The sequence below is a fragment of the Amycolatopsis sp. cmx-4-61 genome, assembly GCF_046548775.1.
In the GTDB taxonomy this organism is placed as follows: domain Bacteria; phylum Actinomycetota; class Actinomycetes; order Mycobacteriales; family Pseudonocardiaceae; genus Amycolatopsis.
On record NZ_JAEBEI010000005.1, the window covers coordinates 169252 to 190471 of the forward strand.

Consider the following 21220-nt stretch of genomic DNA (forward strand, 5'->3'; position numbering starts at 1 on the left):
CGCCCGGTCCGGCCGGGAACCGTCAGCTACAACCCGAAGTCGCGCCGCAGCCTTCGCAGGCGTAGCACGAACCCGCCGGGCGCATCTTCGTTCCGCACGTCATGCAGAGCGGGGCATCTGCCGCCTTGCCGAGGCGGAGCTCCATCAGCTCCGTCGTCGTCTGGGCTTCACGGTGCGGGTGCTCCGGCTCCGTCACGTGCGGCTCCGGTGACGCGTCCACAGTGGACTGCAGGGCTTCGAGGTCGACCTTCGGGGCGCCGTAGGCGGCCTCCACCTCGGCCGAACGCTCGTCCGCCGACAGGATGCCCAGCTGCGAGCGCTTCTCGTACGGCAGGTAGTCCAGGGCCAGCCGGCGGAACAGGTAGTCCATCACGCTCGTCGCGATGCGGATGTCCGGGTCGTCCGTCATGCCCGCCGGCTCGAAGCGCAGGTTGCAGAACTTCGAGACGTAGAACTCCAGCGGGATGCCGTGCTGGAGGCCGACCGAAATGGACATCGAGAACGCGTCCATCACGCCGGCCAGCGTCGAGCCCTGCTTGCCCAGCTTGACGAAGATTTCGCCGAGGCCGTCGTCCGGGTACGAGCCCGCCGTCAGGTAGCCCTCCGCGCCGCCGACCGTGAACGAGACCGTCTGGCTCGGGCGCTTCTTCGGCAGGCGCTTGCGGACCGGCCGGTACTCGACGACCTTCTCCGGCTCGGCGGAAGCCACCTCCGAAGACTTCTTCGCCGTCGACAGCGGCTGGCCGACCTTGCAGTTGTCGCGGTAGATGGCCAGCGCCTTCAGGCCGAGCTTCCAGCCCTGGAAATAGATCTCCTCGACCTCTTCGACCGTCGCCGACTCCGGCATGTTGACCGTCTTCGAGATCGCGCCGGAGAGGAACGGCTGCACCGCGGCCATCATCCGGACGTGCCCCATCGGCGCGATCGAGCGCTCGCCGACCGCGCAGTCGAACACCTCGTAGTGCTCGGGACGCAGCCCCGGCGCGTCGACGACGTGGCCGTGCTGCGCCACGTACTCGACGATGGCCTCGACCTGCTCGGTCGGGTAGCCCAGCGCCTCCAGCGCGCGCGGGACCGTCTGGTTGACGATCTGCATCGAGCCGCCGCCGACGAGCTTCTTGAACTTCACCAGCGAGAAGTCCGGCTCGATCCCGGTCGTGTCGCAGTCCATCATGAAGCCGATGGTGCCGGTGGGCGCGAGCACCGACGCCTGCGCGTTGCGCCAGCCGTGCTTCGTGCCGATTTCGATGCCCCGCTGCCACTCCTGCGTCGCCAGCGCGCGGACCGCGGCGTCGTTCGAGTGGTAGGTGCGGACCAGCTCGTTCGCCGCCGCGTGCTTGCGCATCACGCGCTGGTGCGCTTCGGCGTTGCGCGCATAGCCCTCGTACGCGCCGACGACCTGGGCCAGCTCCGCCGAGCGCCGGTACGACACGCCCGTCATCAGCGACGTGATCGCCGCCGCGAGCGCGCGGCCGCCGTCGGAGTCGTACGCGTGGCCGAGCGCCATCAGCAGCGCGCCCAGGTTGGCGTAGCCGATGCCGAGCTGGCGGAACTTCCGCGTGGTGTCGGCGATCGGCTCGGTCGGGAAGTCCGCGAAGCAGATGGAGACGTCCATCGCCGTGATGACGAACTCGACGGCGCGGGCGAACAGCGGCGCGTCGAACGTGCCCTCGGGCGTGACGAACTTGAGGAGGTTCAGCGAGGCGAGGTTGCAGCTCGAGTTGTCGAGGTGCATGTACTCGCTGCACGGGTTCGACGCGGTGATCCGGCCCGACTCCGGGCAGGTGTGCCAGTCGTTGATCGTGCCGTCGTACTGGATGCCGGGGTCGGCGCACTCCCACGCGGCCTGGGCCATCGTGCGGAACAGCTTCTTCGCGTCGGTGCGGTCGATGACCTCGCCGGTGAGCCGGGCGCGCAGGCCGAAGTCGGTGCCGTTCTCGACCGCCTGCATGAACTCGTCGGACACGCGGACCGAGTTGTTCGCGTTCTGGTACTGCACCGAGGAGATGTCCGCGCCGGAGAGGTCCATGTCGAACCCGGCGTCGCGGAGGACCTTGATCTTCTCCTCTTCGCGGGCCTTGGTCTGGATGAACTCCTCGATGTCGGGGTGGTCGACGTCGAGCACGACCATCTTCGCCGCGCGCCGGGTCGCGCCGCCGGACTTGATGGTGCCCGCGGACGCGTCGGCACCGCGCATGAACGAGACCGGCCCGGACGCGGTGCCGCCCGAGGTGAGCAGTTCCTTCGAGGAGCGGATGCGGGAGAGGTTGAGGCCGGCGCCGGAGCCGCCCTTGAAGATCAGGCCCTCCTCGCGGTACCAGTTGAGGATCGACTCCATCGTGTCGTCGACGGCGAGGATGAAGCAGTTGTGAACCCGGAGATTTCCGGAAAGGTACTCGCCGGATTCCGTCTGGATGTCGTAGACCGGCATTTCGCCCCGGCTCTCGATCCCGGCGATCTCCAGCCGCTTCCGCTCGTGAGCAGGCAGGCCGGGCTTTTCGAAGGACGCCTCGAGCTTCGCGGTCTTCACCGGATCGATGAAGCCGATTTCGTCCGCGAAGATCCGCCGATCACCGGCGTTCTGGATACGGATGCCCCAGAGGTCGTGCCGGTCCGGCCGCTTTTCCTCCTTGCGGCCCACCCGGGCGAAGATGCCGAACCGGGCCAGCAGCTGCTGGAGACCACGGACCAGGTTCTCGCCGATCATGTCCAGGGCGACCAAAGTGGACCGCTCCCGCGCGGAGACATAGCCCTCGGCCTGGAAGATGCTCCGCAGGTACGCGGCCACCACCGGAAGCGGCGCTGTGTACAGGAACTCCGGTACCTCCATGTCGATGCCGCGAGCACGCAAGCCCCAGGCGTCGACGAAGTTCTCCAGCACGTTGCCGTGGAGCCGGGTTCGGCGGCAGTCGAGGGTCTCGTCCTGGGTTTCGACGGCACGTTCGTGGCGGTGAACGTCCGGGAAGACACGATCGAGCGCTGTCCGCACCCAGGCCAGCTCGGCGTCGTTCACGGTGATCGCTTCGATGGTGAGCGAACGGTTCGTCCCGTCGTACTGACCGACGAAGCCGTCCGACTGCAGCCAGCCCGCCAGCGCGGCTTCGGCGATGTCGGCTTCCCGGATCTCTTCCTCGCCGAACGCGCTGCGACGGTGCCATTCGAGCTGGTCTCCCACCCGCAGCTCGCCGGCGGGCACGAACTTCCCGCCACCCGCACTGGCCCGCCACACGAGGTGATCGGCCGTGACGTCGAGGACGTGACCCGACTTCGTCGTGACCCGCAGGACTTCCTTGATCCCGTTCGCCTTAGTGGCGACGACCTTGGTCAGCCCGTTCGCGTCGTAGACCTTGGCACCCACGGCGTCCAGCTCGACGAAGCGGCCGATCGGGACGGCACCGCCGGGGGTGCTCACCAGTGCGTCGTACGGCTGGCAGGCCGAGACCTGCTGCTTCGACGGCGTGCCGACGTTGAACCAGACCGGGGAGTTGAAGCTGAAGACCTGGTGCAGCAGCATCCAGGTGAGTTCGTGCTCGAAGATCTCGAGGTCCTGCGGCGTGGCGAAGTAGCCGTGGTCGCGCGCGGCCTTGACGTAGGTGTGCACGACCCGGTCGATGAGCTGCTTGAGGCTGCGCTCGCGCTGCGGGCTGCCGACGGCGCCGCGGAAGTACTTGCTGGTGACGATGTTGGTGGCGTTGACCGACCAGAAGTCGGGGAACTCCACGCCGCGCTGCTCGAAGTTGACCGAGCCGTCGCGCCAGTTCGTCATGACGACGTCCCGCTGCTCCCAGGTGACCTGGTCGTACGGGTGCTGCCCCTCGGTCGTGAACACGCGCTGCACGCTCAGCCCGCCGGCGGCCTTGCTCTTCTTGCCGGCGGCCGCGCGGGCCCCCGTTCCCACGGTTTCGGTCATCGGTTGAACCCTCTCCCGCAGCGGGACGGCTCAGTCGCCGTCTTCGCGCTGATCGCTCTCCTGGGCAGCAGCACCCGCCATGGCCTCACGCAGGTCGGCGATCTCCTTCTCGAAGTCTTCGACCGAGGAGAAGGAGCGGTAGACACTGGCGAACCGGAGGTAGGCGACCCCGTCGAGTTCACGCAGCGGGCCCAGGATGGCCAGGCCGACCTCGTGACTCGGGATCTCCGCCAGCCCGGCGGAGCGGATCGACTCCTCCACGCGCTGCGCGAGCTGCTGCAGCGCGTCGTCGTCGACCGGCCGGCCCTGGCAGGCGCGGCGGACGCCGCTCACCACCTTGTCCCGGCTGAACTGTTCGGTGACCCCGGACCGCTTGACGACGGCGAGCACCATCGTCTCCGACGTCGTGAACCGCCGTCCGCACGACGCGCACGAGCGCCGCCTGCGGATCGCCTGGCCTTCATCCACCTCTCGGGAATCGACGACCCGAGAGTCCGCATGCCGGCAGAACGGGCACCTCATCCGCCGATCACCTTCCCCTCCGCGCCGGCCGCCCCGGTCGACGTCCCCGCGGCCACCCACGCATTCCGGCGCACCTGGTGATCGTTTTGTGGACATCCGGTGGGTAAGAGCCGACCAGCTGTGGACAACTGCTGTCCAGCCTACCCCAACCTGTGGACCAACTACAGCGGTGTAACTACTACATATAGCGGCGAAGGGTAGAACTCGAGCGGTGCGCGCGCAAGCGGCACGCCAGGCGCGATCCTCGCCCGGGTGTGTGCGGTTGACGGCGCCCGCGGATCAGGGTGCGGCGACGGCGACCGAGTCGGCGACCGGGACCGTGAGCGGCAGCCCCGGCACCAGCACGGCCCCGTCCAGGCGATTCAGTTCCTTGATCTTGGCGACAACCGCGCCAGGCTCACTGTCCGGCGCGAAGCGGGCGGCCAGCGACGACAGCGTGTCGCCCTGGCCGACGGACACCGTCGCGGTCCGCGCGGGCACCGCGGCACCGGACGACCCGCTTCCCAGAAAACCCAAACCGGTGATCATCAGGCAGCTCGCGACGGCGAGCCCGGCGAGCCACGGCCACCGCACCGGCACCCGCCGCGGCGCCGCACAGGGAGCGCCGGCCGGGCGGCGGCCCGCCACGACCCGCGCGCGCGTCGGCGGGCGGGGCACCTCGCCGCGGCGCCCGCGCAGAACGCGCACGGGACGGAGGGGCGCCGGGACCGGGGTCGCCGGGCGAACGTGTCCGCGTTCGGCCAGAATGGACATCCGAACCTCCTCGAAACCCTGTGTCCGCCCGTTTCCGGGGCCGGGACCGGCCCGTGGATCAAGGTCGAACAGGCGTTCTATCGAACGCCCGTGCGAAGGTCTACCACCTGCCACCGACAAAATCGAGCGGACACGGCGTGTCGATCGAACAGATGTTTGAAATCGCCGTGCCCGGGGGCTAACGTCGGTGACCAGGGCATCTGCCGGGCAGATGCCGCCGGCGAGCCTGCCCGCACCCGGCGGGCGGCGGCCGGCGCGCAGATACGTGCAGCGAACGTCTGGGAGGCGACGCAGTGGCGAAGGAGAACAAGGCGGGCAGGACCAGTGGGTCCCCCGGCGGCTCGGGCAAGGTGCACACCATGCCCGAGGTGTACGACGTGGACGAGACCCTCACCGTCCGCCAGCAGCAGGTCCTCGACGTGATCCGCTCGTGGGTGAGCCGGTTCGGCTACCCGCCGAGCGTCCGGGAAATCGGCGAGGCGGTCGGGCTGACGTCGACGTCGTCGGTCTCCCACCAGCTGCGCGCGCTGCAGCGCAAGGGCTACCTGCGCCGGGACGCGAACCGGCCGCGCGCGGTCGGCGTCCTTTCGGCGACCGACGACAACCCCATGGGCATCGAGATGGACCAGCAGCCGGTCATGCCGAAGGCGGCGTACGTGCCGCTGGTCGGCCGGATCGCCGCCGGTGGCCCGGTGCTGGCCGAGCAGGCCATCGAGGACGTCTTCCCGCTGCCGCGGGAGATCGTCGGCGAGGGCGAGCTGTTCCTGCTGAAGGTCACCGGCGACTCGATGGTCGACGCGGCCATCACCGACGGCGACTGGGTCGTGGTCCGCCAGCAGCCGGACGCGGACAACGGCGAGATCGTCGCGGCGATGATCGACGGCGAGGCCACGGTCAAGACCTTCAAGCGCAAGGACGGCCACATCTGGCTGATGCCGCACAACGAGGCGTACGACCCGATCCCCGGCGACGACGCCACGGTGCTCGGCAAGGTCGTGGCCGTTCTGCGCCGCCTCTAGGAGATCCCGGGCTTTCGCACGGCCCGGAAATCTTCACCGGATCGGATGATCTTCGGCCGTGGGGAGCCGGAGGTCAGCGGCGGGCCCGGCGACGCAGCTTGCGGAAGCCGAACCAGCCGAGGCCGACCACCGCGAGCGTGATCCCGGCGGCAGGCAGGACGGGGAGCCCGGCCCCGTCCCCCGCCGAGCCGGACGACGCGTTCGTCGAGGTCGTCCCCTCCGCCGGTGCGCCGGACTGCGCGGCCAGTGCCGCCGCGCCCCGCACCGCGCGGAGGGGCTGGCCCACACCTTCGCTGCCGGAGAGCAGCGTTCCGTCGGGGTCGAACGCGATCGCCTCGCCCTGCTTCTCCCCCGGCAGCGGGATCCGCACGGGGTTGCGCTGCAACGCGGCAAGCACGTCGCCGTCCGGAGCCGCGTACACATAGGCGTCCGTGTACGTCCGCAACGCGATCACGCTGCCGTCGGCCATCGAAGCGCCGCCCGTGACCAGGACCGAACCGATCGAACCGACCGGGCCGCCCTGGGTGTCCGTCGTGGCGATCTTCACCGTGCCGACCTTTTCCAGCGGGGTCGGTCCCGGGCTCGCCAGTGGCCCCGAAGGCCGGTACACGCGGGCCTCGCCGAGGACGTCCTTGGTGATCAGGTACGGCGTGCCCGCCTTGTCCATGATCAGCGCTTCGGTGTCGTGCTGGCCGTCCGGGTAGGTGAGCCGGTGCAGCGTGACCTTGCCCTCGGGAGTCATCTCCAGCAGGGCGACCGTCAGCCGGCCCTTCTTGTTGTCACCCGTGTCGGACAGCCACAAGCGGCCGTCGGACGTCCGGGCCAGGTCCTCGACGTCGAAGGGGTCGGTCTTTTCGGTCAGGACTTTCTGCACCTTGCAGTCCCGGCCGAGCACGAACACCTGGACCTTGCTGCCGCCGTCGTTGATCGCGTACAGCTGCGTGCCGTCGGAGACCAGGCCGGACAGCTCGCCGATCCGGGAGTCCTTCACCGTGCACAACGGCTCCGGCGCCGGTGCCGCCGAAGCGGGCACAGGAGCGGCGAGCACCCCCACGGACACCGCCGCGACCGCGACCATCCAGCGCACCCAGCCACCTCCGTAGTGTGCGACCCCCGTGGATCGCACACTACGGAGACGTGTCAGGCCCCGGTCGAGTTGGTCTCGTACTCGCGCAAGGCCGCCGCGAGGTCCGGGCGGACCCGCACCAGCAGGCGCGTGCCCTCCTCGGCGTGCTCCTCCTCGAGGACTTCGCCGTCCGCGTGCGCCCGCGCGACGAGCTCGCCGCGCGAGTAGGGCACCAGGACGTCGACCGTGACCTCCGGGCGCGGCAGGCGCTCGGCGATCACCTCGACGAGCTCCGCGATGCCGGCCCCGGTGCGGGCCGAAACCTGGACCGAACCGGCCAGCGCGTGCCGCAGCCGGGCCAGGCTGACCTCGTCGGACGCGTCGGTCTTGTTGATCACGAGCAGCTCCGGCGGGAGCGGCTCCTGGCGCTTGCGGGTGATCTCGGCGAGCACCTCACGCACCGCGCTGACCTGCTCTTCGGGCGCCGGGTCGGACCCGTCCACCACGTGCACGAGCAGGTCCGCGTCCGCGGCCTCCTCGAGCGTCGAGCGGAACGCGTCCACCAGCTGGTGCGGCAGGTGCCGCACGAACCCGACGGTGTCGGTCAGCGTGTAGCCGCGGCCGTCCGGCGTCTGCGCGCGCCGGGTGGTCGGGTCGAGGGTGGCGAACAGCGCGTCCTCCACCAGCACCCCGGCCCCGGTCAGCGCGTTGAGCAGGCTCGACTTGCCGGCGTTGGTGTAGCCGACGATCGCCACGCTGGGCACCTCGTTGGCCAGCCGCCGCCCGCGCTTGGTCTCGCGGATGGTGTCCATGGCCGCGATCTCCCGGCGCAGCTTCGCCACGCGCTTGTTAATCCGCCGCCGGTCGGTCTCGAGCTTGGTCTCACCGGGACCGCGCAGGCCCACGCCGCCGTTCGCGCCGCCGGCGCGGCCACCGGCCTGCCGGGACAGCGACGTACCCCACCCGCGCAGCCGCGGGATCAGGTACTGCAGCTGGGCCAGCTCGACCTGCGCCTTGCCCTCCTTGGACCGGGCGTGCTGGGCGAAGATGTCGAGGATCAGGGCGGTCCGGTCGATGACCTTGACCTTCACCTTCTCCTCGAGCTGCCGCAGCTGGCTCGGCGAGAGCTCGCCGTCGCAGATCACGGTGTCGGCACCGGTGGAGCCGACGATGTCGCGTAGCTCCCGCACCTTGCCCGAGCCGATGTAGGTGGCCGGGTCCGGCTTGGTCCGCCGCTGGATGAGGCCTTCGAGGACCTCCGAGCCCGCCGTCTCGGCCAGGCGCGCCAGCTCGGCCAGCGACGCCTCGGACTGCAGGGCCGTGCCCTCGGTCCACACGCCGACCAGCACGACGCGCTCGAGCCGCAGTTGCCGGTACTCGACCTCGGTGACGTCGTCCAGCTCCGTGGACAGTCCCCTGACCCGGCGCAGCGACGCGCGGTCCTCGAGTTCCATCTCGCCGGTCGACGGGTCGTACAGGTCGTCGTCGTGGTCTTCGGTGTGTGTCAGTTCTGTCATCGTGCCTCCATGTTCCCACGATTCGCCGCGGGAACCGAACTTTTACGTGCTGGGATAAGTGGCGAGGTAGATCGCGGTGCGCTCGGCGCCGGGACGGCGCGGGCGCGCGCGGAATTCCTCGAGCAGGGCGTTGAGCCGTGTTTCCAGCTCCGCCCGCTCCTCGGGGGCCACCTGGACGACCAGGCGCGACTGGTGCACGCCCTCGAATCCGGTCTCGGCGATCTCGGCCAGATAGGCCTCGAGCACCGCCTGTTCCACGCCCTTGTCACCGCATGAGTCGAGTGTCCACGAAAGCCCCGTCGAAAGATACGGAATTTCCCGGGCACCCCGGGCCCCGCGGCGCGGGGGCTGCGCGGCGAGGAAGCCGGTCTCGACGAGCTTGCGCACGTGGTGCAGCGTCGTCGCGGGGTCCCGGCCCAGCCGCCTCGCCAGCTCCTTGTTCGTCAGCGCCTCCGAGAAGGTCAACCGGATGATGCGCAGCCGTATTCCGGAGGCCAGCGCGGCGGCCTCGGCTTCGGTGGCGGCACGTCGTTGCTCAGGGGACACGCACACAGCCTAGAGCGAACAGTGATTGACACTTTCCAATCACTCGGGCCACACTCGGGGACCATGCACAGGGGGTCACTCTTCCGCCACGCGGACTTCCGACGACTGTGGGCCGGCGACACGGCCAGCCAGTTCGGCACGTTCGTCGGCAACACCGCCATCCCGCTCCTCGCGGCCGTGACGCTGGCCGCCACGCCGTTCGAGATGGGGCTGCTGACCGCGGCCGAGACGGCCGCGTTCCTGCTGATCGGGCTGCCGGCCGGGGTCTGGGTGGACCGGCTGAGCCGCCGCCGCGTCATGCTCACCGCCGACTTCACCCGCTTCGCGCTGCTGCTGACCGTACCGCTCGCCTGGTGGGCCGGGGTGCTGACGTTCGCACAGCTGCTGGTGGTCGTGCTGTTCACCGGCATGGCGACGGTGTTCTTCGACATCGCCTACCAGTCGTACCTGCCGTCGCTCGTCGGCCGGGAACACCTCCTGGAAGGCAACACGAAGCTGCAGGCCGTCCAGTCGACCGCGCAGATCGCCGGGCCGAGCGCCGCCGGCGTGCTGGTCCAGCTGGTGACCGCGGCCAACACCGTGCTCGTCACCAGCCTCGGCTTCCTCACCTCGGCGCTGTGCCTGCTGCGCATCCGGACGCAGGAACCCGCGCCGGACCGCGGCAGCCACCCCAGGCTGCTCCCGCAGATCGCCGAAGGGCTGCGGTTCGTCTTCTCCGACCGCCCGTTGCGCGCCATCGTCGGCACGACCGCGACCGCGAACTTCTTCAACGCGGCGCTCGCGGCCGTGCAGGTGCTGTTCCTGACGCGGGTCGCGGGCCTCCCGCCGGCCGCGATCGGCGTGCTGCTGGCGGCCGGCGGCGCGGGCGGGATCCTCGGCGCGCTCGGTTCGGGCGCGCTGACCCGCCGCATCGGCCAGGCGCGGGCGATCTGGCTGGTGCCGCTGTTCACCCTGCCCGGTCACCTGCTGCTCCCGCTCACCGCGCCGGACTGGCGGTTCGGCCTCGCCGTGCTGGGCGAAGCCGCCGCCGGCTTCGGGATCATCGTCTACAACGTCGCGCAGGTGTCGTACCGGCAGGCGATCTGCCCCGACCGCCTGCTCGGCCGGATGAACGCGAGCGTGCGGTGCGTCGTCTGGGGCACGATGCCGCTCGGCGGCCTGCTGGGCGGCGGCCTCGGCGAGTGGCTCGGCCTGACCGGCGCGATCTGGGCGGCGGTGGCCGGCGAGACCGCCGCGGTGGTCTGGGTGCTCTGGTCGCCGTTGCGGCGCATGCGCGACCTGCCGACCGAGGCGAAAACCGGTTCCGGCGCCCCCTAAGGTTGCTTCATGAGTACCCCATACGAACGCCCGCGAGTCCCGGACAAGGTCGGTGTCGACGGTCTGGAGGCCAAGTGGGTACCCGTATGGGAGACCACGGGTGCCTACCGCTTCGACCGGACGAAGACCCGGGACGAGATCTATTCGATCGACACGCCCCCGCCGACGGTCAGCGGGTCGCTGCACATCGGGCACGTCTTCTCCTTCACCCAGACCGATGTCGTCGCGCGGTTCAAGCGGATGCGCGGGCTCGAGGTGTTCTACCCGATGGGCTGGGACGACAACGGCCTGCCGACCGAACGCCGGGTGCAGAACCACTTCGGCGTCCGCTGTGAGCCCGCGCTGCCCTACGACCCGGATTTCCGGCCACCGGAGAAGCCGGGCAAAGACGTCGTCGCGATTTCGCGGCGCAACTTCGTCGAGCTGTGCGAAAAGCTGACCGAGACCGACGAACAGGCCTTCGAACAGCTGTGGCGGCAGCTCGGGCTCTCGGTCGACTGGACGATGACCTACCAGACGATCGGGCACGAGTCGCGGCTGATTTCGCAGCGCGCGTTCCTGCGCAACCTCGAGCGCGGTGAGGCCTACCAGGCCGAAGCGCCGACGCTCTGGGACGTCTCGTTCCGCACCGCCGTCGCGCAGGCCGAGCTGGAGGACCGCGAACGTCCGGGTGCGTTCCACGACCTCGCGTTCACCGGGCCGGACGGCGCCGACGTCGTGATCGCGACGACCCGCCCGGAGCTGCTGCCCGCGTGCGTCGCGCTGGTGGCGCACCCCGACGACGAGCGCTTCCGGCCGCTGTTCGGGCAGACCGTGCGGACGCCGGTGTTCGGCGTCGAGGTGCCCGTCGTGGCGCACCACCTGGCGGATCCGGAGAAGGGCCGCGGCATCGCGATGGTGTGCACGTTCGGCGACACCACCGACGTCACGTGGTGGCGGGAGCTGCGGCTGGCCACCCGGGTGGTGCTGGGCCGCGACGGCCGGTTCCTGCCGGACGCGCCGCCCGGGGTGCCGCCGGAGGCCTACGCGCCACTGGTCGGCAAGACCGTCCACACGGGACGCGAGATCCTGGTCCGGCTGCTGCGCGAAAGCGGCGCCCTGCAGGGGGAACCGCGGCCGATCACGCATGCGGTGAAGTTCTACGAAAAGGGCGACAGGCCGCTGGAGATCGTGGCCAGCCGGCAGTGGTACCTGCGCAACGGCGGGACCGACGCCGCCTTCCAGGAGAAGATGCTCGCCCGTGGTGAAGAGCTGGACTGGGTGCCGAAGCACATGCGCGTCCGGTACTCGTCGTGGGTGGAGAACCTGGCCGGGGACTGGCTGATCAGCCGGCAGCGGTTCTTCGGCGTGCCGATCCCGCTGTGGTACCGGCTCGACGAGCACGGCGAGCCCGACTACGACGCGCGCCTGCTGCCGGCCACCCTGCCGGTGGACCCGAGCAGCGACGTCCCGCCGGGGTTCACCGAACAGCAGCGCGGCGTGCCGGGCGGGTTCGCCGCCGACCCCGACGTGATGGACACCTGGGCGACGTCGTCGCTCACGCCGCAGATCGTCGGCCGGTGGAGCCTCGACGACGACCTGTTCTCCCGCGTCTTCCCGATGGACCTGCGGCCGCAGGCGCACGAGATCATCCGCACCTGGCTGTTTTCGACCGCGGTGCGCGCGGAACTGGAGCACGGCGTGCTGCCGTGGCGGGCGGCATCGATCGCGGGCTGGGTGCTCGACCCGGACCGCAAGAAGATGTCGAAGTCGGTCGGCAACGTGATCACCCCGGTGGACCTGCTGGAGCGCTTCGGCTCGGACGCCGTCCGGTACTGGGCGGCGAGTGCGCGCCCGGGCGTCGACACGGCGGTGGACGAAGGCCAGATGAAGGTCGGCCGCCGGCTGGCGACGAAGCTGCTCAACGCGAGCCGGTTCGTGCTCGGCCTCGGCGTGCCCGCCCCGGACGCGGTGGCCACCGAGCCGCTGGACCGGGCCCTGCTCGCGTCGCTGGCCGTCGTCACCGAGCAGGCGACGGCGGCGCTGGAAGCGCTGGACTACGCGCGGGCGCTGCAGGTGACGGAGACGTTCTTCTGGACGTTCTGCGACGACTACGTCGAGCTGGTGAAGGGCCGCGCGTACGGGGACCGGGGGCCGGAAGCGGCCCAGTCCGCACGGGCGGCGCTCGTGACGGCGCTCTCGGCGCTGCTGCGGCTGTTCGCGCCGTTCCTGCCGTTCGCGACCGAGGAAGTCTGGTCGTGGTGGCGTCCCGGTTCGGTGCACCGGGCGGGCTGGCCTTCGGCCGCGGAGTCCGGCGGTGACCCGGAGCTGCTGGCGCTCGCGAGCCAGGTGATCGCGGCGGTGCGCCGCGCGAAGACCGACGCGAAGGTGTCGATGCGCACGGCGGTGGAGCGCCTCGCGGTGACCGGCCCGGCGGACGTGCTGGCGCGGTTCGGGGAGATCGAGCCGGACATCCGCACCGCGGGGGCGATCTCGGACGTCACGACCCACGAAGGCGACTTCGCCCTCCACGCGACGGTCTGACGGAGGTGGACCGCCCCGGTCAGGAACCGGCGGCGGTCCACCAGCCTTCGTCGAGCTCGCCGCGGGCGACGATCTCGGCGGGCCCGGACAGCGTGGACGCGCCTCGGGAGACCGTCACCTCGACGCGGCCGCCCGGGATGTCGACCGCGGACGCGCCCGTGTCGGTGCCGGCCAGGTGGAACGCCGCCGCCACCGCCGCGACCGTGCCGGTGCCGCAGGCGCGGGTCTCCCCCACCCCGCGCTCGTGCACGCGCATCCGCAACGCGCCCTCGCCGAGGCGGTTGACGAACTCGAGGTTGACCCCGTGCGGGAAGACGTCGTGGTCGAAGTCGGGCTGCTCGCGCAGGTCGAGCTCCGCCACGTCGTCGTCGAGCAGCGACACCAGGTGCGGGTTGCCGACGTCGACCGCCACGCCGGAGAACGGGCGGCCGGCCACCACCGTGACCGACGTCCCCGTGATCGTCGCCGGTCCCATGTGGACGGTGACCGAGCGGTCCGGGTGCACCACGACCGGGCGGTCGCCCGCGCGGGTGCCGACGACGAACTCGCCCTCGGCGGCCAGGCCCGCGTCGACCAGGTACCGGGCGAACACACGCACGCCGTTGCCGCACATCTCGGCGATCGACCCGTCGGCGTTGCGGTAGTCCATGAACCACTCGCCCGCGGACGGCCGGTCGAGCGCGGCGGCGCGGACGACGCGCAGCACGCCGTCGGCCCCGAGGCCGCGCCGGCGGTCGCACAACGCGGCGACCCTGGCTTCGGTCAGCTCGAGGCGGGCCGCCGGATCGGGGAGCAGCACGAAGTCGTTCTGCGTGCCGTGCCCCTTGAGGAACTCGATTCCGCCCATGGCGTCAAGATTACCGGCCCAGGGTATCCAGGACGCGCGCGGCCAGCTCCGGATCGGCGCCGTCGAACCAGTGGATCCGCTGGTCGCGCCGGAACCAGGAGCGCTGCTTGCGGACGAAGCGCCGGGTGGCCTGCGCCGTTGCCGCGGCGGCCGCCGCGAAGTCGCCTTCGCCGTCCAGCTCCGCCAGCACCTGCTGGTACCCGAGCGCCCGCGACGCCGTCTTCCCCTCGCGCAGGCCGCGCTTTTCCAGTTCGCGCACTTCGTCGACCAGCCCGGCCCGGAACATGCGCTCGACGCGCTCGTTCACGCGCTCGTCGAGCTCGCCGGCGTCCCGGTCGATGCCGATGACGACCGTGCCGTAGCGGGCCGGGCCGGGCTCGGGCAGGTTCGCCGAGAACGGCTCACCGGTGATCTCGATGACTTCGAGGGCGCGCACGATCCGGCGGGTGTTGGTCGGCAGGATCTTGGCGGCGGCAACGGGATCGCGTTCACCCAGCCGGGTGTACAACGCGGGCGTGCCGAGTTCCTCGGCTTCCGCGTCGAGCCGGGCCCGGACGGCCGGGTCGGTGCCGGGGAACCGCAGGTCGTCGAGCACGGCCTGGACGTAGAGGCCGGACCCGCCGGCCAGCACCGGCACCCTGCCGCCGGCCAGCAGCCGCTCGATCTCGGCCCGCGCGTGCCGCTGGTAGGCCGCGACGGACGCCGTCTCGGTCACGTCCAGGACGTCGAGCAGGTGGTGTGGCACCCCGCGGCGCTCGGCCGCGGTGGCCTTGGCGGTGCCGATGTCCATGCCCCGGTAGAGCTGCATCGCGTCGGCGTTGACGACTTCGCCGCCGAGTTCGCGGGCCAGCTCCACGGCCAGCGCGGTCTTGCCGGTGGCCGTCGGCCCGACCACCGCGAGCGGGACGACGGGGCTGTTCACGGCGGCTGACAATACCGGCGGGCCGATGCAGAGCGTCCACCGGAAGTAGGATCACGTGCTTCGAGTGGCCCATCCAGTACCACGGTGCGCGCTGAGCTGCTTGAATGCCGCGTGAGGCCGTAGCATCCGAGCACGGCCCGTGACGACCGCATTACCCGGCCCCGCCCGAACGGCGGGGCGCCCGCGCGAGCGGGCGTACAGGCGATAAGGAGCCTGCGATGGCCCAGGAGAACACTTCCACCGGTACCCCGGCCCCGCACCCGGTGCCGCACGCGCTGCACGCCGGGCACGCCGCCCCGCCCGTGCCGCCCGCCGAACCCACCCCGTCGACCTGGGGCCGGATCGACGAGGAGGGCACCGTCTACGTCGTCACCGCCGAGGGCGAGCGGGCCGTCGGCGTCTGGCAGGCAGGCAGCCCCGACGAGGGCCTGGTGCACTACGCACGCCGGTTCGACGACCTGCGCACCGAGGTCGAGCTGCTGGAGACGCGGCTGATCTCCGGGGCCGGCGACCCGAAGCACGCGCTGTCGAACGCCACCCAGATCCGGGACGGGCTGGCCGAGGCGGCGGTGGTCGGCGACCTGGCCGCGCTCGCCGCGCGGCTGGAGTACGTCATCGCGCACGCCGAGAAGGCCCTGGCCAGCGCGAAGGCGGAGCGCGAGGAAGCCCGCGCGGCGGCCGTCGCCCGCAAGCAGGAACTCGCCGAGGAAGCCGAGAAGATCGCGGCCGACTCGACCCAGTGGAAGGCGGCGGGCGACCGCCTGCGCGCGATCCTGGACGAGTGGAAGACGGTCAAGGGCGTCGACCGCAAGACCGACGACGAGCTGTGGAAGCGGTTCTCGAAGGCCCGCGAGGGGTTCAACCGGCGGCGCGGCTCGCACTTCGCCGAGCTGGACAAGCAGCGCGCGTCGGCCAAGCAGCGCAAGGAAGAGCTCATCGCCGAGGCGGAGGCCATCAGCGAGTCCGAGGACTGGGGCGAGACGGCGGGCCGCTACAAGGACCTGATGACCGAGTGGAAGGCGGCCGGCCGCGCGCCGAAGGACAGCGACGAGGCGCTGTGGCAGCGGTTCCGGGCGGCGCAGGACAAGTTCTTCGCCCGCCGGTCGGCGGTGTTCTCCGAGCGTGACGCGGAGTTCTCCGCGAACGCCGCGCGCAAGGAGGAACTGCTGATCGAGGCGGAGAAGATCGACGCCTCGGCGAACCTCGAGGCGGCGAAGAGCGCCCTGCGGCGCATCCAGGAGCAGTGGGACGAGATCGGCAAGGTCCCCCGCGAGCGCATCCGCGAGCTGGACGGAAGGCTGAAGGCGGTCCAGGACGCGGTCAAGTCGGCGGAGGACAGCCGCTGGCGCCGGACGGACCCGGAGGCCCAGGCCCGCGCGGCCCAGTTCCGCGAGCGGGTGGAGCAGTTCGAGTCCCAGGCGGCCAAGGCCCGCGCGGCGGGAGACGAGCGGCGCGCGAAGAAGGCGGACGAGCAGGCGGCCCAGTGGCGCGAGTGGCTGCACGCCGCCGAGGCGGCTGTCGCTGATCGCTGAGGGTGCCGCTGACCGCTGAGGCGGCTGTCGCCGACCGCCGAGGGTGCTGCTGACCGCTGAGGCGGCTGTCGCAGACCGCCCAGGGCGCCGCCGACCGCCGAGGCGGCTGTCGCAGACCGCCCAGGACGCCGCCGACCGCCGAGGCGGCTGTCGCAGACCGCCCAGGATGCCGCCGACCGCTGAGGCGGCTGTCGCAGACCGCCGAGGTTGCCGCTGACCGCCAAGGCTGTCGCGGAGCGCCGAGGGTGCTTTGCGTGGGAGCCCTCTTCACCAGCTTTCGGCTGGTGAAGAGGGCTTTGCCGTGTTGTCCACAGAGGCGTTGTGATGTGGATGGGTGAGGCGGTCGGGTGCGGTTTCGGCGGGGTTCTGTCGGTGGCCGGCGATAGGCTGGAAGCGGGGGCAGCCCCCAGGGAGGGCGGGCTCTGCGGGCGGGCTCTGCGGGCGGGCTCTGCGGGCGGGCTCTGCGGGCGGGCTCTGCGGGCGGGCTCTGCGGGCGGGCTCTGCGGGCGGGCTCTGCGGGCGGGCTCTGCGGGCGCCCGGTCTTGCGCAAGCCGGCCCACTCGAAGGGGTTCGGTCAGCGCCCCGACCGGGGGTTACCGCGCGCTGCGGGCCGCGCGCGGTGCTGCACTCTGGTCATGATCAGGACACCCCACAGCGCCAGCAGGATTCTTTCCGCTCTCGCCATCGGCATCGCCCTCGTCGGGCTCGCTCCCGCGGTCGCCGCGCCCGCCGGGGCCGCTCCGCTCTCCTCCGCCGTCGAAGCCGGCAAGGGGAAGGTGAAGGTCGAGGGGAAGCTCGGGAAAGACCACGTCAAGGTCAACGAGAAGGTCGACCTCAAGGGCAACCTCAAGGTGGTCGACGCGCCCCGTAGTGAAGGGTCCCTCGAGGCCGTCATCGTGCAGCAGCTGCAGGCCGGTGCCTGGGTGAACATCGCCGACACCACCTGCCGGCCGAACGGCGGGTTCTCCGTCCGCCTCAGCTTCAGCGTGAGCGCCACCGTCTCGCTGCGGCTCTACCACCCCGAGACCGCCCTCTACGCCGCCGCGTACTCGGCGGGCACCCTCACCCTGCACGTCGGCTGAACCCGGTCCCCGCCGGTCTCAAGAACGCGAGAACGCCGTCCGCATCCACTGGACGGCGAGGCAGATCATCGCGATGAAGGCGATCACCATGCCGAACCCGGGACCGCCGCCCGCGGAGCCCGGCGCGTGGGAGGACTGCTGCGACCAGATCGACAGCAGGCCGTCCACCGAAGCGAACCAGCCGCCCGCCGCGCAGACCCAGGCCAGCCACCAGCGCCGCGTCACCAGGGCCAGTGCCGAGGCCAGGATGCCCACCCCGGTCGACGTCGCGGCGAACAGCTGGGGGATGCCGCCGCCCTCGCCGGCCAGGACCTGCCAGCCCGCCTTGTCGCCGACCCACGGGAGGATCTGGCAGATCAGCAGCACGAACGTGAACACCGCGATGGTGAACCCGCGGCGGCCCAGCTCCACCGTGCGGGACACCCGCGAGCCCGCCTCGTCGATTTCGGCCGCCAGGCCGGCGAGTTCGCCGTTGCCCCTGGGCTCGGTCACAGCGCACACCCACTCACCGGTTCGGGCTGAGCGGCCGGAGCTCCGAAGCCCGGCAGACCCAGCGTGACGCCGCTCGTCTTCGGCCGCAGGCCGGCCTCCGCGTTGTCGCCCGCCCGCGTCCGCCGGTGGGACAGCAGGTCGCCGTCGGCCACCAGGTGGTGCGGGGCGGCGTAGGTGACGACCGTTTCGACGACGTCGCCGGGACGCACCGCGCGGTCGACGTGGGCGCCGGCCGGGGTGAAGTGCACCAGCCGCCCGTCGCGGGCGCGGCCGCTCATCCGCTGCGTCTCGGCGTCCTTGCGGCCTTCGCCCGCGGCGACGAGCAGTTCGACGCGGCGGCCGACGAGCTTCTTGTTCTCCGCCCAGGAGATCGCGTTCTGCAGCTCGACCAGCCGGTCGTAGCGCTCCTGCACGACCTCCTTGGGCAGCTGCCCCGCCATCGTCGCGGCCGGCGTGCCGGGCCGTTTCGAGTACTGGAAGGTGAACGCGCTGGCGAAGCGGGCCTGCGCCACGACGTCCAGGGTCGCCTGGAAGTCCTCTTCGGTCTCGCCGGGGAAGCCGACGATGATGTCGGTGGTGATCGCCGCGTCCGGCATGGCCGCGCGGACCTCGTCGAGGATATTCAGGAAGCGCGCCGAGCGGTAGGACCGCTTCATCTCGCGCAGCACCCGGTCGGACCCGGACTGCAGCGGCATGTGCAGCTGGTGGCAGACGTTCGGCGTCGCGGCCATGGCGTCGATCACGTCGGAGGTGAACGCGGCCGGGTGCGGCGAAGTGAACCGGACGCGCTCGAGGCCGTCGATCGTGCCGCACGCGCGCAGCAGCTTGCCGAACGCCAGCCGGTCGCCGAATTCGACGCCGTAGGAGTTGACGTTCTGGCCGAGCAGGGTGACTTCGAGCACGCCCTCGGCGACGAGCGCCTCGACCTCGGCCAGGATTTCGCCGGGCCGCCGGTCGCGTTCCTTGCCGCGCAGGGCGGGGACGATGCAGAAGGTGCAGGTGTTGTTGCAGCCGACCGAAACGGACACCCAGCTCGCGTAGGACGATTCGCGGCGCGCGGGCAGCGTCGAGGGGAAGGTCTCGAGCGATTCGAGGATCTCGACCTCGGCCGCGGCGTTGTGCCGGGCGCGCTCCAGCAGCGTCGGCAGCGACCCGATGTTGTGGGTGCCGAACACGACGTCGACCCACGGCGCCCGCTTGACGATCTCCCCGCGGTCCTTCTGCGCGAGGCACCCGCCGACGGCGATCTGCAGGTCGGGATTCGCGACCTTGTCGGGGCGCAGGTGCCCGAGGGTGCCGTACAGCTTGTTGTCCGCGTTCTCCCGGACGGCGCAGGTGTTGAACACGATCAGGTCGGGCTCGGCCCCGGCGGTGGCCGGGACGTAGCCGGCGTCCTCGAGCTGCCCGGCGAGCCGCTCGGAGTCGTGCACGTTCATCTGGCAGCCGAAGGTGCGGATCTGGTACGCCCTGGGTGCCTTGTTCTCGGTCATCGGCTTCCAGGGTAGCCCCGGGCTGACCGGCCGAAGCCGCCGCCCACCTGCTCGTTCGTCCCGGCGGCGGCCGGTTCGCCGAAAACGGCTCACCGATCCGTTGCCACCTCGAAAGCGACCACGCGCTCCCAATCGCCGTCCAGACCGTCGAGTGGTCCTGCGGAGTCACCTTTGAGGATCCGGACTTCGGAGCGCGTTGCCGTGACCACGGAAGTCGAAAACACGACGGGGAAGAACTCCGAAGTGACACCGTTCGGCGGACCCGGCTCGAACGGCGCGAACCCGCTGAACGCTTCCGCCTCGATTCCGTGCAGCCAATCGACATCGGCGCAGACGCGAATCCACCCTCCGATCACGCTGACGCGCACGTCCTGGGCGCCTGCGAGCATCGCCTCCAAAGCGATCATGGATGCGGCCTCATGGGGGTCGTAAGACCCACCGCGAAAGAAGCGACCCTGCTCCCGACGCGCGTGAACACGCACGTCGCCCAAGTGGATGTCCTCAGGGCGATACAAAGATCCCACCTTCAATGCGACGTGAAGAACTCGAGCAACCGACGGCTCGCGTCCGGGGACATCAGCAGCTCCTGCATGTCCGCCGACATGCGCGCCGCCGCGCTGGTTCGCTCGAACATCTCCTTTTCGTACTCCGCCACCGCCGCGCCGGGGTCGTGCGGGTGGGCCGCCAGTGCCAGCCCCAGGACCGCGCCGTCCAGCATGGCCATGTTCGCGCCCTCGCCCACCGGGGGCATCAAGTGCGCCGCGTCGCCGACCAGGGTGATCGTCGGGTTCGCGGGCCAGGTCAAGCCGACCGGGAGCGCCGTCAGGGCGCGGGGGGTGATCGTGTCGTCGGCCGCTGTTATCAGGGCCGTGATGCGCGGGTCCCAGCCCGCCAGGAGCTCGGTCAGGCGGGCGCGGACCGCCGGTGGGTCGTCGAAGCGGAACCCGTTCTCGGTGAACCAGTTCTCACCCGTGTTGTAGAAGCTGACGCCGAGGCGGACGCTGCCGTCGCCGTTGCGCTGGGCCGCCAGGGACCTGCCCTCGCCGAACACCCAGTAGTTGCCGCGGCCCACCATGGCCGCGAGGGCGGGGTGCCGGCGGTCGATGTCCGGGATCGCGAGCTCGACGGCGTTCTGGCCGAGGTGCCGCGGGCGGGCGTCGGTGACCAGCGGGCGGACCCGGGAGTTCGCGCCGTCCGCGCCGACCAGCAGGTCGTACCGCGCGCTGCTGCCGTCGGCGAAGTGCAGGACGCCGTCCTCGGCGTGGTCGAACGCGTGGCCCCAGCGCACCGCTTGCTCCGGGAGCGAGTCCAGCAGCAGGCTGCGCAGGTCCGTGCGGTCGATCTCCGGCCGCGCCATCGGGGCGTCCTCGGGCGTGTCCTCCTGGAGCAGCAGGGTGCCGTCCGGTTCCAGGAGGCGCATGTCCTGCCCTTCGCGACGCGCGACCGCCAGGAACTGCTCGAGCAGCCCGGCCTCGCGCAACGCCCGCTGCCCGGAATGGATGTCGAGCATGCCGCCCTGGCGGCGGGCGCCGCGGGAAGCGTCGCGCTCGTACACGACCGCCTCGATGCCCCGCACGTGCAGCACGCGGGCGAGCGCCAGCCCGCCCATGCCGGCGCCCACGATGGCGATGTCCATGTCTATGTCCATGTCCGTGATCCCCCTCCGATACGCCGTACGTCTC

The 21220-nt window shown here is 71.2% G+C and carries 17 protein-coding genes; 5 read left to right on the forward strand and 12 right to left on the reverse strand.

The features are described from left to right. Positions 1-22: 22 nt before the first annotated feature. The 3 genes from ACLJOU_RS17750 to ACLJOU_RS17760 all read right to left on the reverse strand — a co-directional run bounded on the left by ACLJOU_RS17750 (position 23) and on the right by ACLJOU_RS17760 (position 5185). Entirely contained in the window at positions 23-3910 is a 3888-nt protein-coding gene (locus ACLJOU_RS17750) for a vitamin B12-dependent ribonucleotide reductase (protein WP_410568661.1), read from the reverse strand. Between the two features lie 30 nt (positions 3911-3940). Beyond that, positions 3941-4432, reverse strand: a complete 492-nt coding sequence (gene nrdR / locus ACLJOU_RS17755; protein ID WP_410568663.1) for a transcriptional regulator NrdR — start codon at positions 4430-4432, stop codon at positions 3941-3943. A 279-nt stretch (positions 4433-4711) separates the two neighbouring features. Next, entirely contained in the window at positions 4712-5185 is a 474-nt protein-coding gene (locus ACLJOU_RS17760) for a LysM peptidoglycan-binding domain-containing protein (protein WP_410568665.1), read from the reverse strand. Between the two features lie 359 nt (positions 5186-5544). On the opposite strand from ACLJOU_RS17760, the gene lexA reads away from it, so the two are divergent. After that, positions 5545-6204: a transcriptional repressor LexA gene (gene lexA, locus ACLJOU_RS17765; protein ID WP_410568667.1), complete on the forward strand. Its 660-nt coding sequence runs from the start codon at positions 5545-5547 to the stop codon at positions 6202-6204. Between the two features lie 73 nt (positions 6205-6277). Here the strand turns inward: lexA and ACLJOU_RS17770 are convergent, their stop codons facing one another. The 3 genes from ACLJOU_RS17770 to ACLJOU_RS17780 are packed head-to-tail and all read right to left on the reverse strand — an operon-like array spanning position 6278 to position 9333. Further along, positions 6278-7291, reverse strand: coding sequence for a hypothetical protein (locus tag ACLJOU_RS17770; RefSeq protein WP_410568668.1), 1014 nt, complete (start codon positions 7289-7291; stop codon positions 6278-6280). 53 nt (positions 7292-7344) lie between these two features. Next, positions 7345-8787, reverse strand: a complete 1443-nt coding sequence (gene hflX / locus ACLJOU_RS17775) for a GTPase HflX (protein WP_410568670.1) — start codon at positions 8785-8787, stop codon at positions 7345-7347. Positions 8788-8829: 42 nt separating this feature from the next. Beyond that, positions 8830-9333 carry an ArsR/SmtB family transcription factor gene (locus tag ACLJOU_RS17780; protein WP_410568672.1) on the reverse strand — a complete coding sequence of 168 codons (504 nt, stop codon included), beginning with the start codon at positions 9331-9333 and terminating at the stop codon, positions 8830-8832. A gap of 63 nt (positions 9334-9396) precedes the next feature. Between ACLJOU_RS17780 and ACLJOU_RS17785 the strand changes: the two genes are divergently transcribed. Beyond that, positions 9397-10650 carry an MFS transporter gene (locus tag ACLJOU_RS17785; protein ID WP_410568674.1) on the forward strand — a complete coding sequence of 418 codons (1254 nt, stop codon included), beginning with the start codon at positions 9397-9399 and terminating at the stop codon, positions 10648-10650. 9 nt (positions 10651-10659) lie between these two features. Next, complete coding sequence (valS, locus tag ACLJOU_RS17790) at positions 10660-13173, forward strand: valine--tRNA ligase (protein ID WP_410568675.1); 2514 nt, start codon at positions 10660-10662, stop codon at positions 13171-13173. Between the two features lie 19 nt (positions 13174-13192). Here the strand turns inward: valS and dapF are convergent, their stop codons facing one another. Together dapF and miaA are read right to left on the reverse strand one after the other, a co-directional pair. Next, complete coding sequence (gene dapF, locus ACLJOU_RS17795) at positions 13193-14020, reverse strand: diaminopimelate epimerase (RefSeq protein ID WP_410568677.1); 828 nt, start codon at positions 14018-14020, stop codon at positions 13193-13195. Between the two features lie 10 nt (positions 14021-14030). Then, positions 14031-14942, reverse strand: coding sequence for a tRNA (adenosine(37)-N6)-dimethylallyltransferase MiaA (miaA, locus tag ACLJOU_RS17800; RefSeq protein ID WP_410568679.1), 912 nt, complete (start codon positions 14940-14942; stop codon positions 14031-14033). Between the two features lie 218 nt (positions 14943-15160). On the opposite strand from miaA, the gene ACLJOU_RS17805 reads away from it, so the two are divergent. Both ACLJOU_RS17805 and ACLJOU_RS17810 read left to right on the forward strand, forming a co-directional pair. Continuing rightward, complete coding sequence (locus ACLJOU_RS17805) at positions 15161-16474, forward strand: DUF349 domain-containing protein (RefSeq protein WP_410568681.1); 1314 nt, start codon at positions 15161-15163, stop codon at positions 16472-16474. Positions 16475-17109: 635 nt separating this feature from the next. Then, positions 17110-17556, forward strand: a complete 447-nt coding sequence (locus tag ACLJOU_RS17810) for a hypothetical protein (protein ID WP_410568682.1) — start codon at positions 17110-17112, stop codon at positions 17554-17556. Positions 17557-17574: 18 nt separating this feature from the next. Here the strand turns inward: ACLJOU_RS17810 and ACLJOU_RS17815 are convergent, their stop codons facing one another. The 4 genes from ACLJOU_RS17815 to ACLJOU_RS17830 all read right to left on the reverse strand — a co-directional run bounded on the left by ACLJOU_RS17815 (position 17575) and on the right by ACLJOU_RS17830 (position 21174). After that, a complete protein-coding gene (locus tag ACLJOU_RS17815; RefSeq protein WP_410568684.1) occupies positions 17575-18048 on the reverse strand; it encodes a hypothetical protein in 474 nt (157 codons plus the stop codon). Then, complete coding sequence (gene miaB / locus ACLJOU_RS17820; protein WP_410568686.1) at positions 18045-19538, reverse strand: tRNA (N6-isopentenyl adenosine(37)-C2)-methylthiotransferase MiaB; 1494 nt, start codon at positions 19536-19538, stop codon at positions 18045-18047. The genes ACLJOU_RS17815 and miaB overlap by 4 nt, the downstream gene beginning before the upstream one ends. A gap of 89 nt (positions 19539-19627) precedes the next feature. After that, entirely contained in the window at positions 19628-19945 is a 318-nt protein-coding gene (locus ACLJOU_RS17825) for a hypothetical protein (protein ID WP_410568688.1), read from the reverse strand. Positions 19946-20064: 119 nt separating this feature from the next. Then, positions 20065-21174, reverse strand: coding sequence for an FAD-dependent oxidoreductase (locus ACLJOU_RS17830; protein ID WP_410568959.1), 1110 nt, complete (start codon positions 21172-21174; stop codon positions 20065-20067). Positions 21175-21220 lie beyond the last annotated feature (46 nt).

Bases quoted from the DNA above. Each gene is read 5' to 3' on its own strand.
- ACLJOU_RS17750 (WP_410568661.1), bottom strand. From the start codon at position 3,910: ATGACCGAAACCGTGGGAACGGGGGCCCGCGCGGCCGCCGGCAAGAAG.
- nrdR (WP_410568663.1), bottom strand. From the start codon at position 4,432: ATGAGGTGCCCGTTCTGCCGGCATGCGGACTCTCGGGTCGTCGATTCC.
- ACLJOU_RS17760 (WP_410568665.1), bottom strand. From the start codon at position 5,185: ATGTCCATTCTGGCCGAACGCGGACACGTTCGCCCGGCGACCCCGGTC.
- lexA (WP_410568667.1), top strand. From the start codon at position 5,545: ATGCCCGAGGTGTACGACGTGGACGAGACCCTCACCGTCCGCCAGCAG.
- hflX (WP_410568670.1), bottom strand. From the start codon at position 8,787: ATGACAGAACTGACACACACCGAAGACCACGACGACGACCTGTACGAC.
- ACLJOU_RS17785 (WP_410568674.1), top strand. From the start codon at position 9,397: ATGCACAGGGGGTCACTCTTCCGCCACGCGGACTTCCGACGACTGTGG.
- valS (WP_410568675.1), top strand. From the start codon at position 10,660: ATGAGTACCCCATACGAACGCCCGCGAGTCCCGGACAAGGTCGGTGTC.
- dapF (WP_410568677.1), bottom strand. From the start codon at position 14,020: ATGGGCGGAATCGAGTTCCTCAAGGGGCACGGCACGCAGAACGACTTC.
- ACLJOU_RS17805 (WP_410568681.1), top strand. From the start codon at position 15,161: ATGGCCCAGGAGAACACTTCCACCGGTACCCCGGCCCCGCACCCGGTG.
- ACLJOU_RS17810 (WP_410568682.1), top strand. From the start codon at position 17,110: ATGATCAGGACACCCCACAGCGCCAGCAGGATTCTTTCCGCTCTCGCC.
- miaB (WP_410568686.1), bottom strand. From the start codon at position 19,538: ATGACCGAGAACAAGGCACCCAGGGCGTACCAGATCCGCACCTTCGGC.
- ACLJOU_RS17825 (WP_410568688.1), bottom strand. From the start codon at position 19,945: ATGATCGCTTTGGAGGCGATGCTCGCAGGCGCCCAGGACGTGCGCGTC.
- ACLJOU_RS17830 (WP_410568959.1), bottom strand. From the start codon at position 21,174: ATGGACATCGCCATCGTGGGCGCCGGCATGGGCGGGCTGGCGCTCGCC.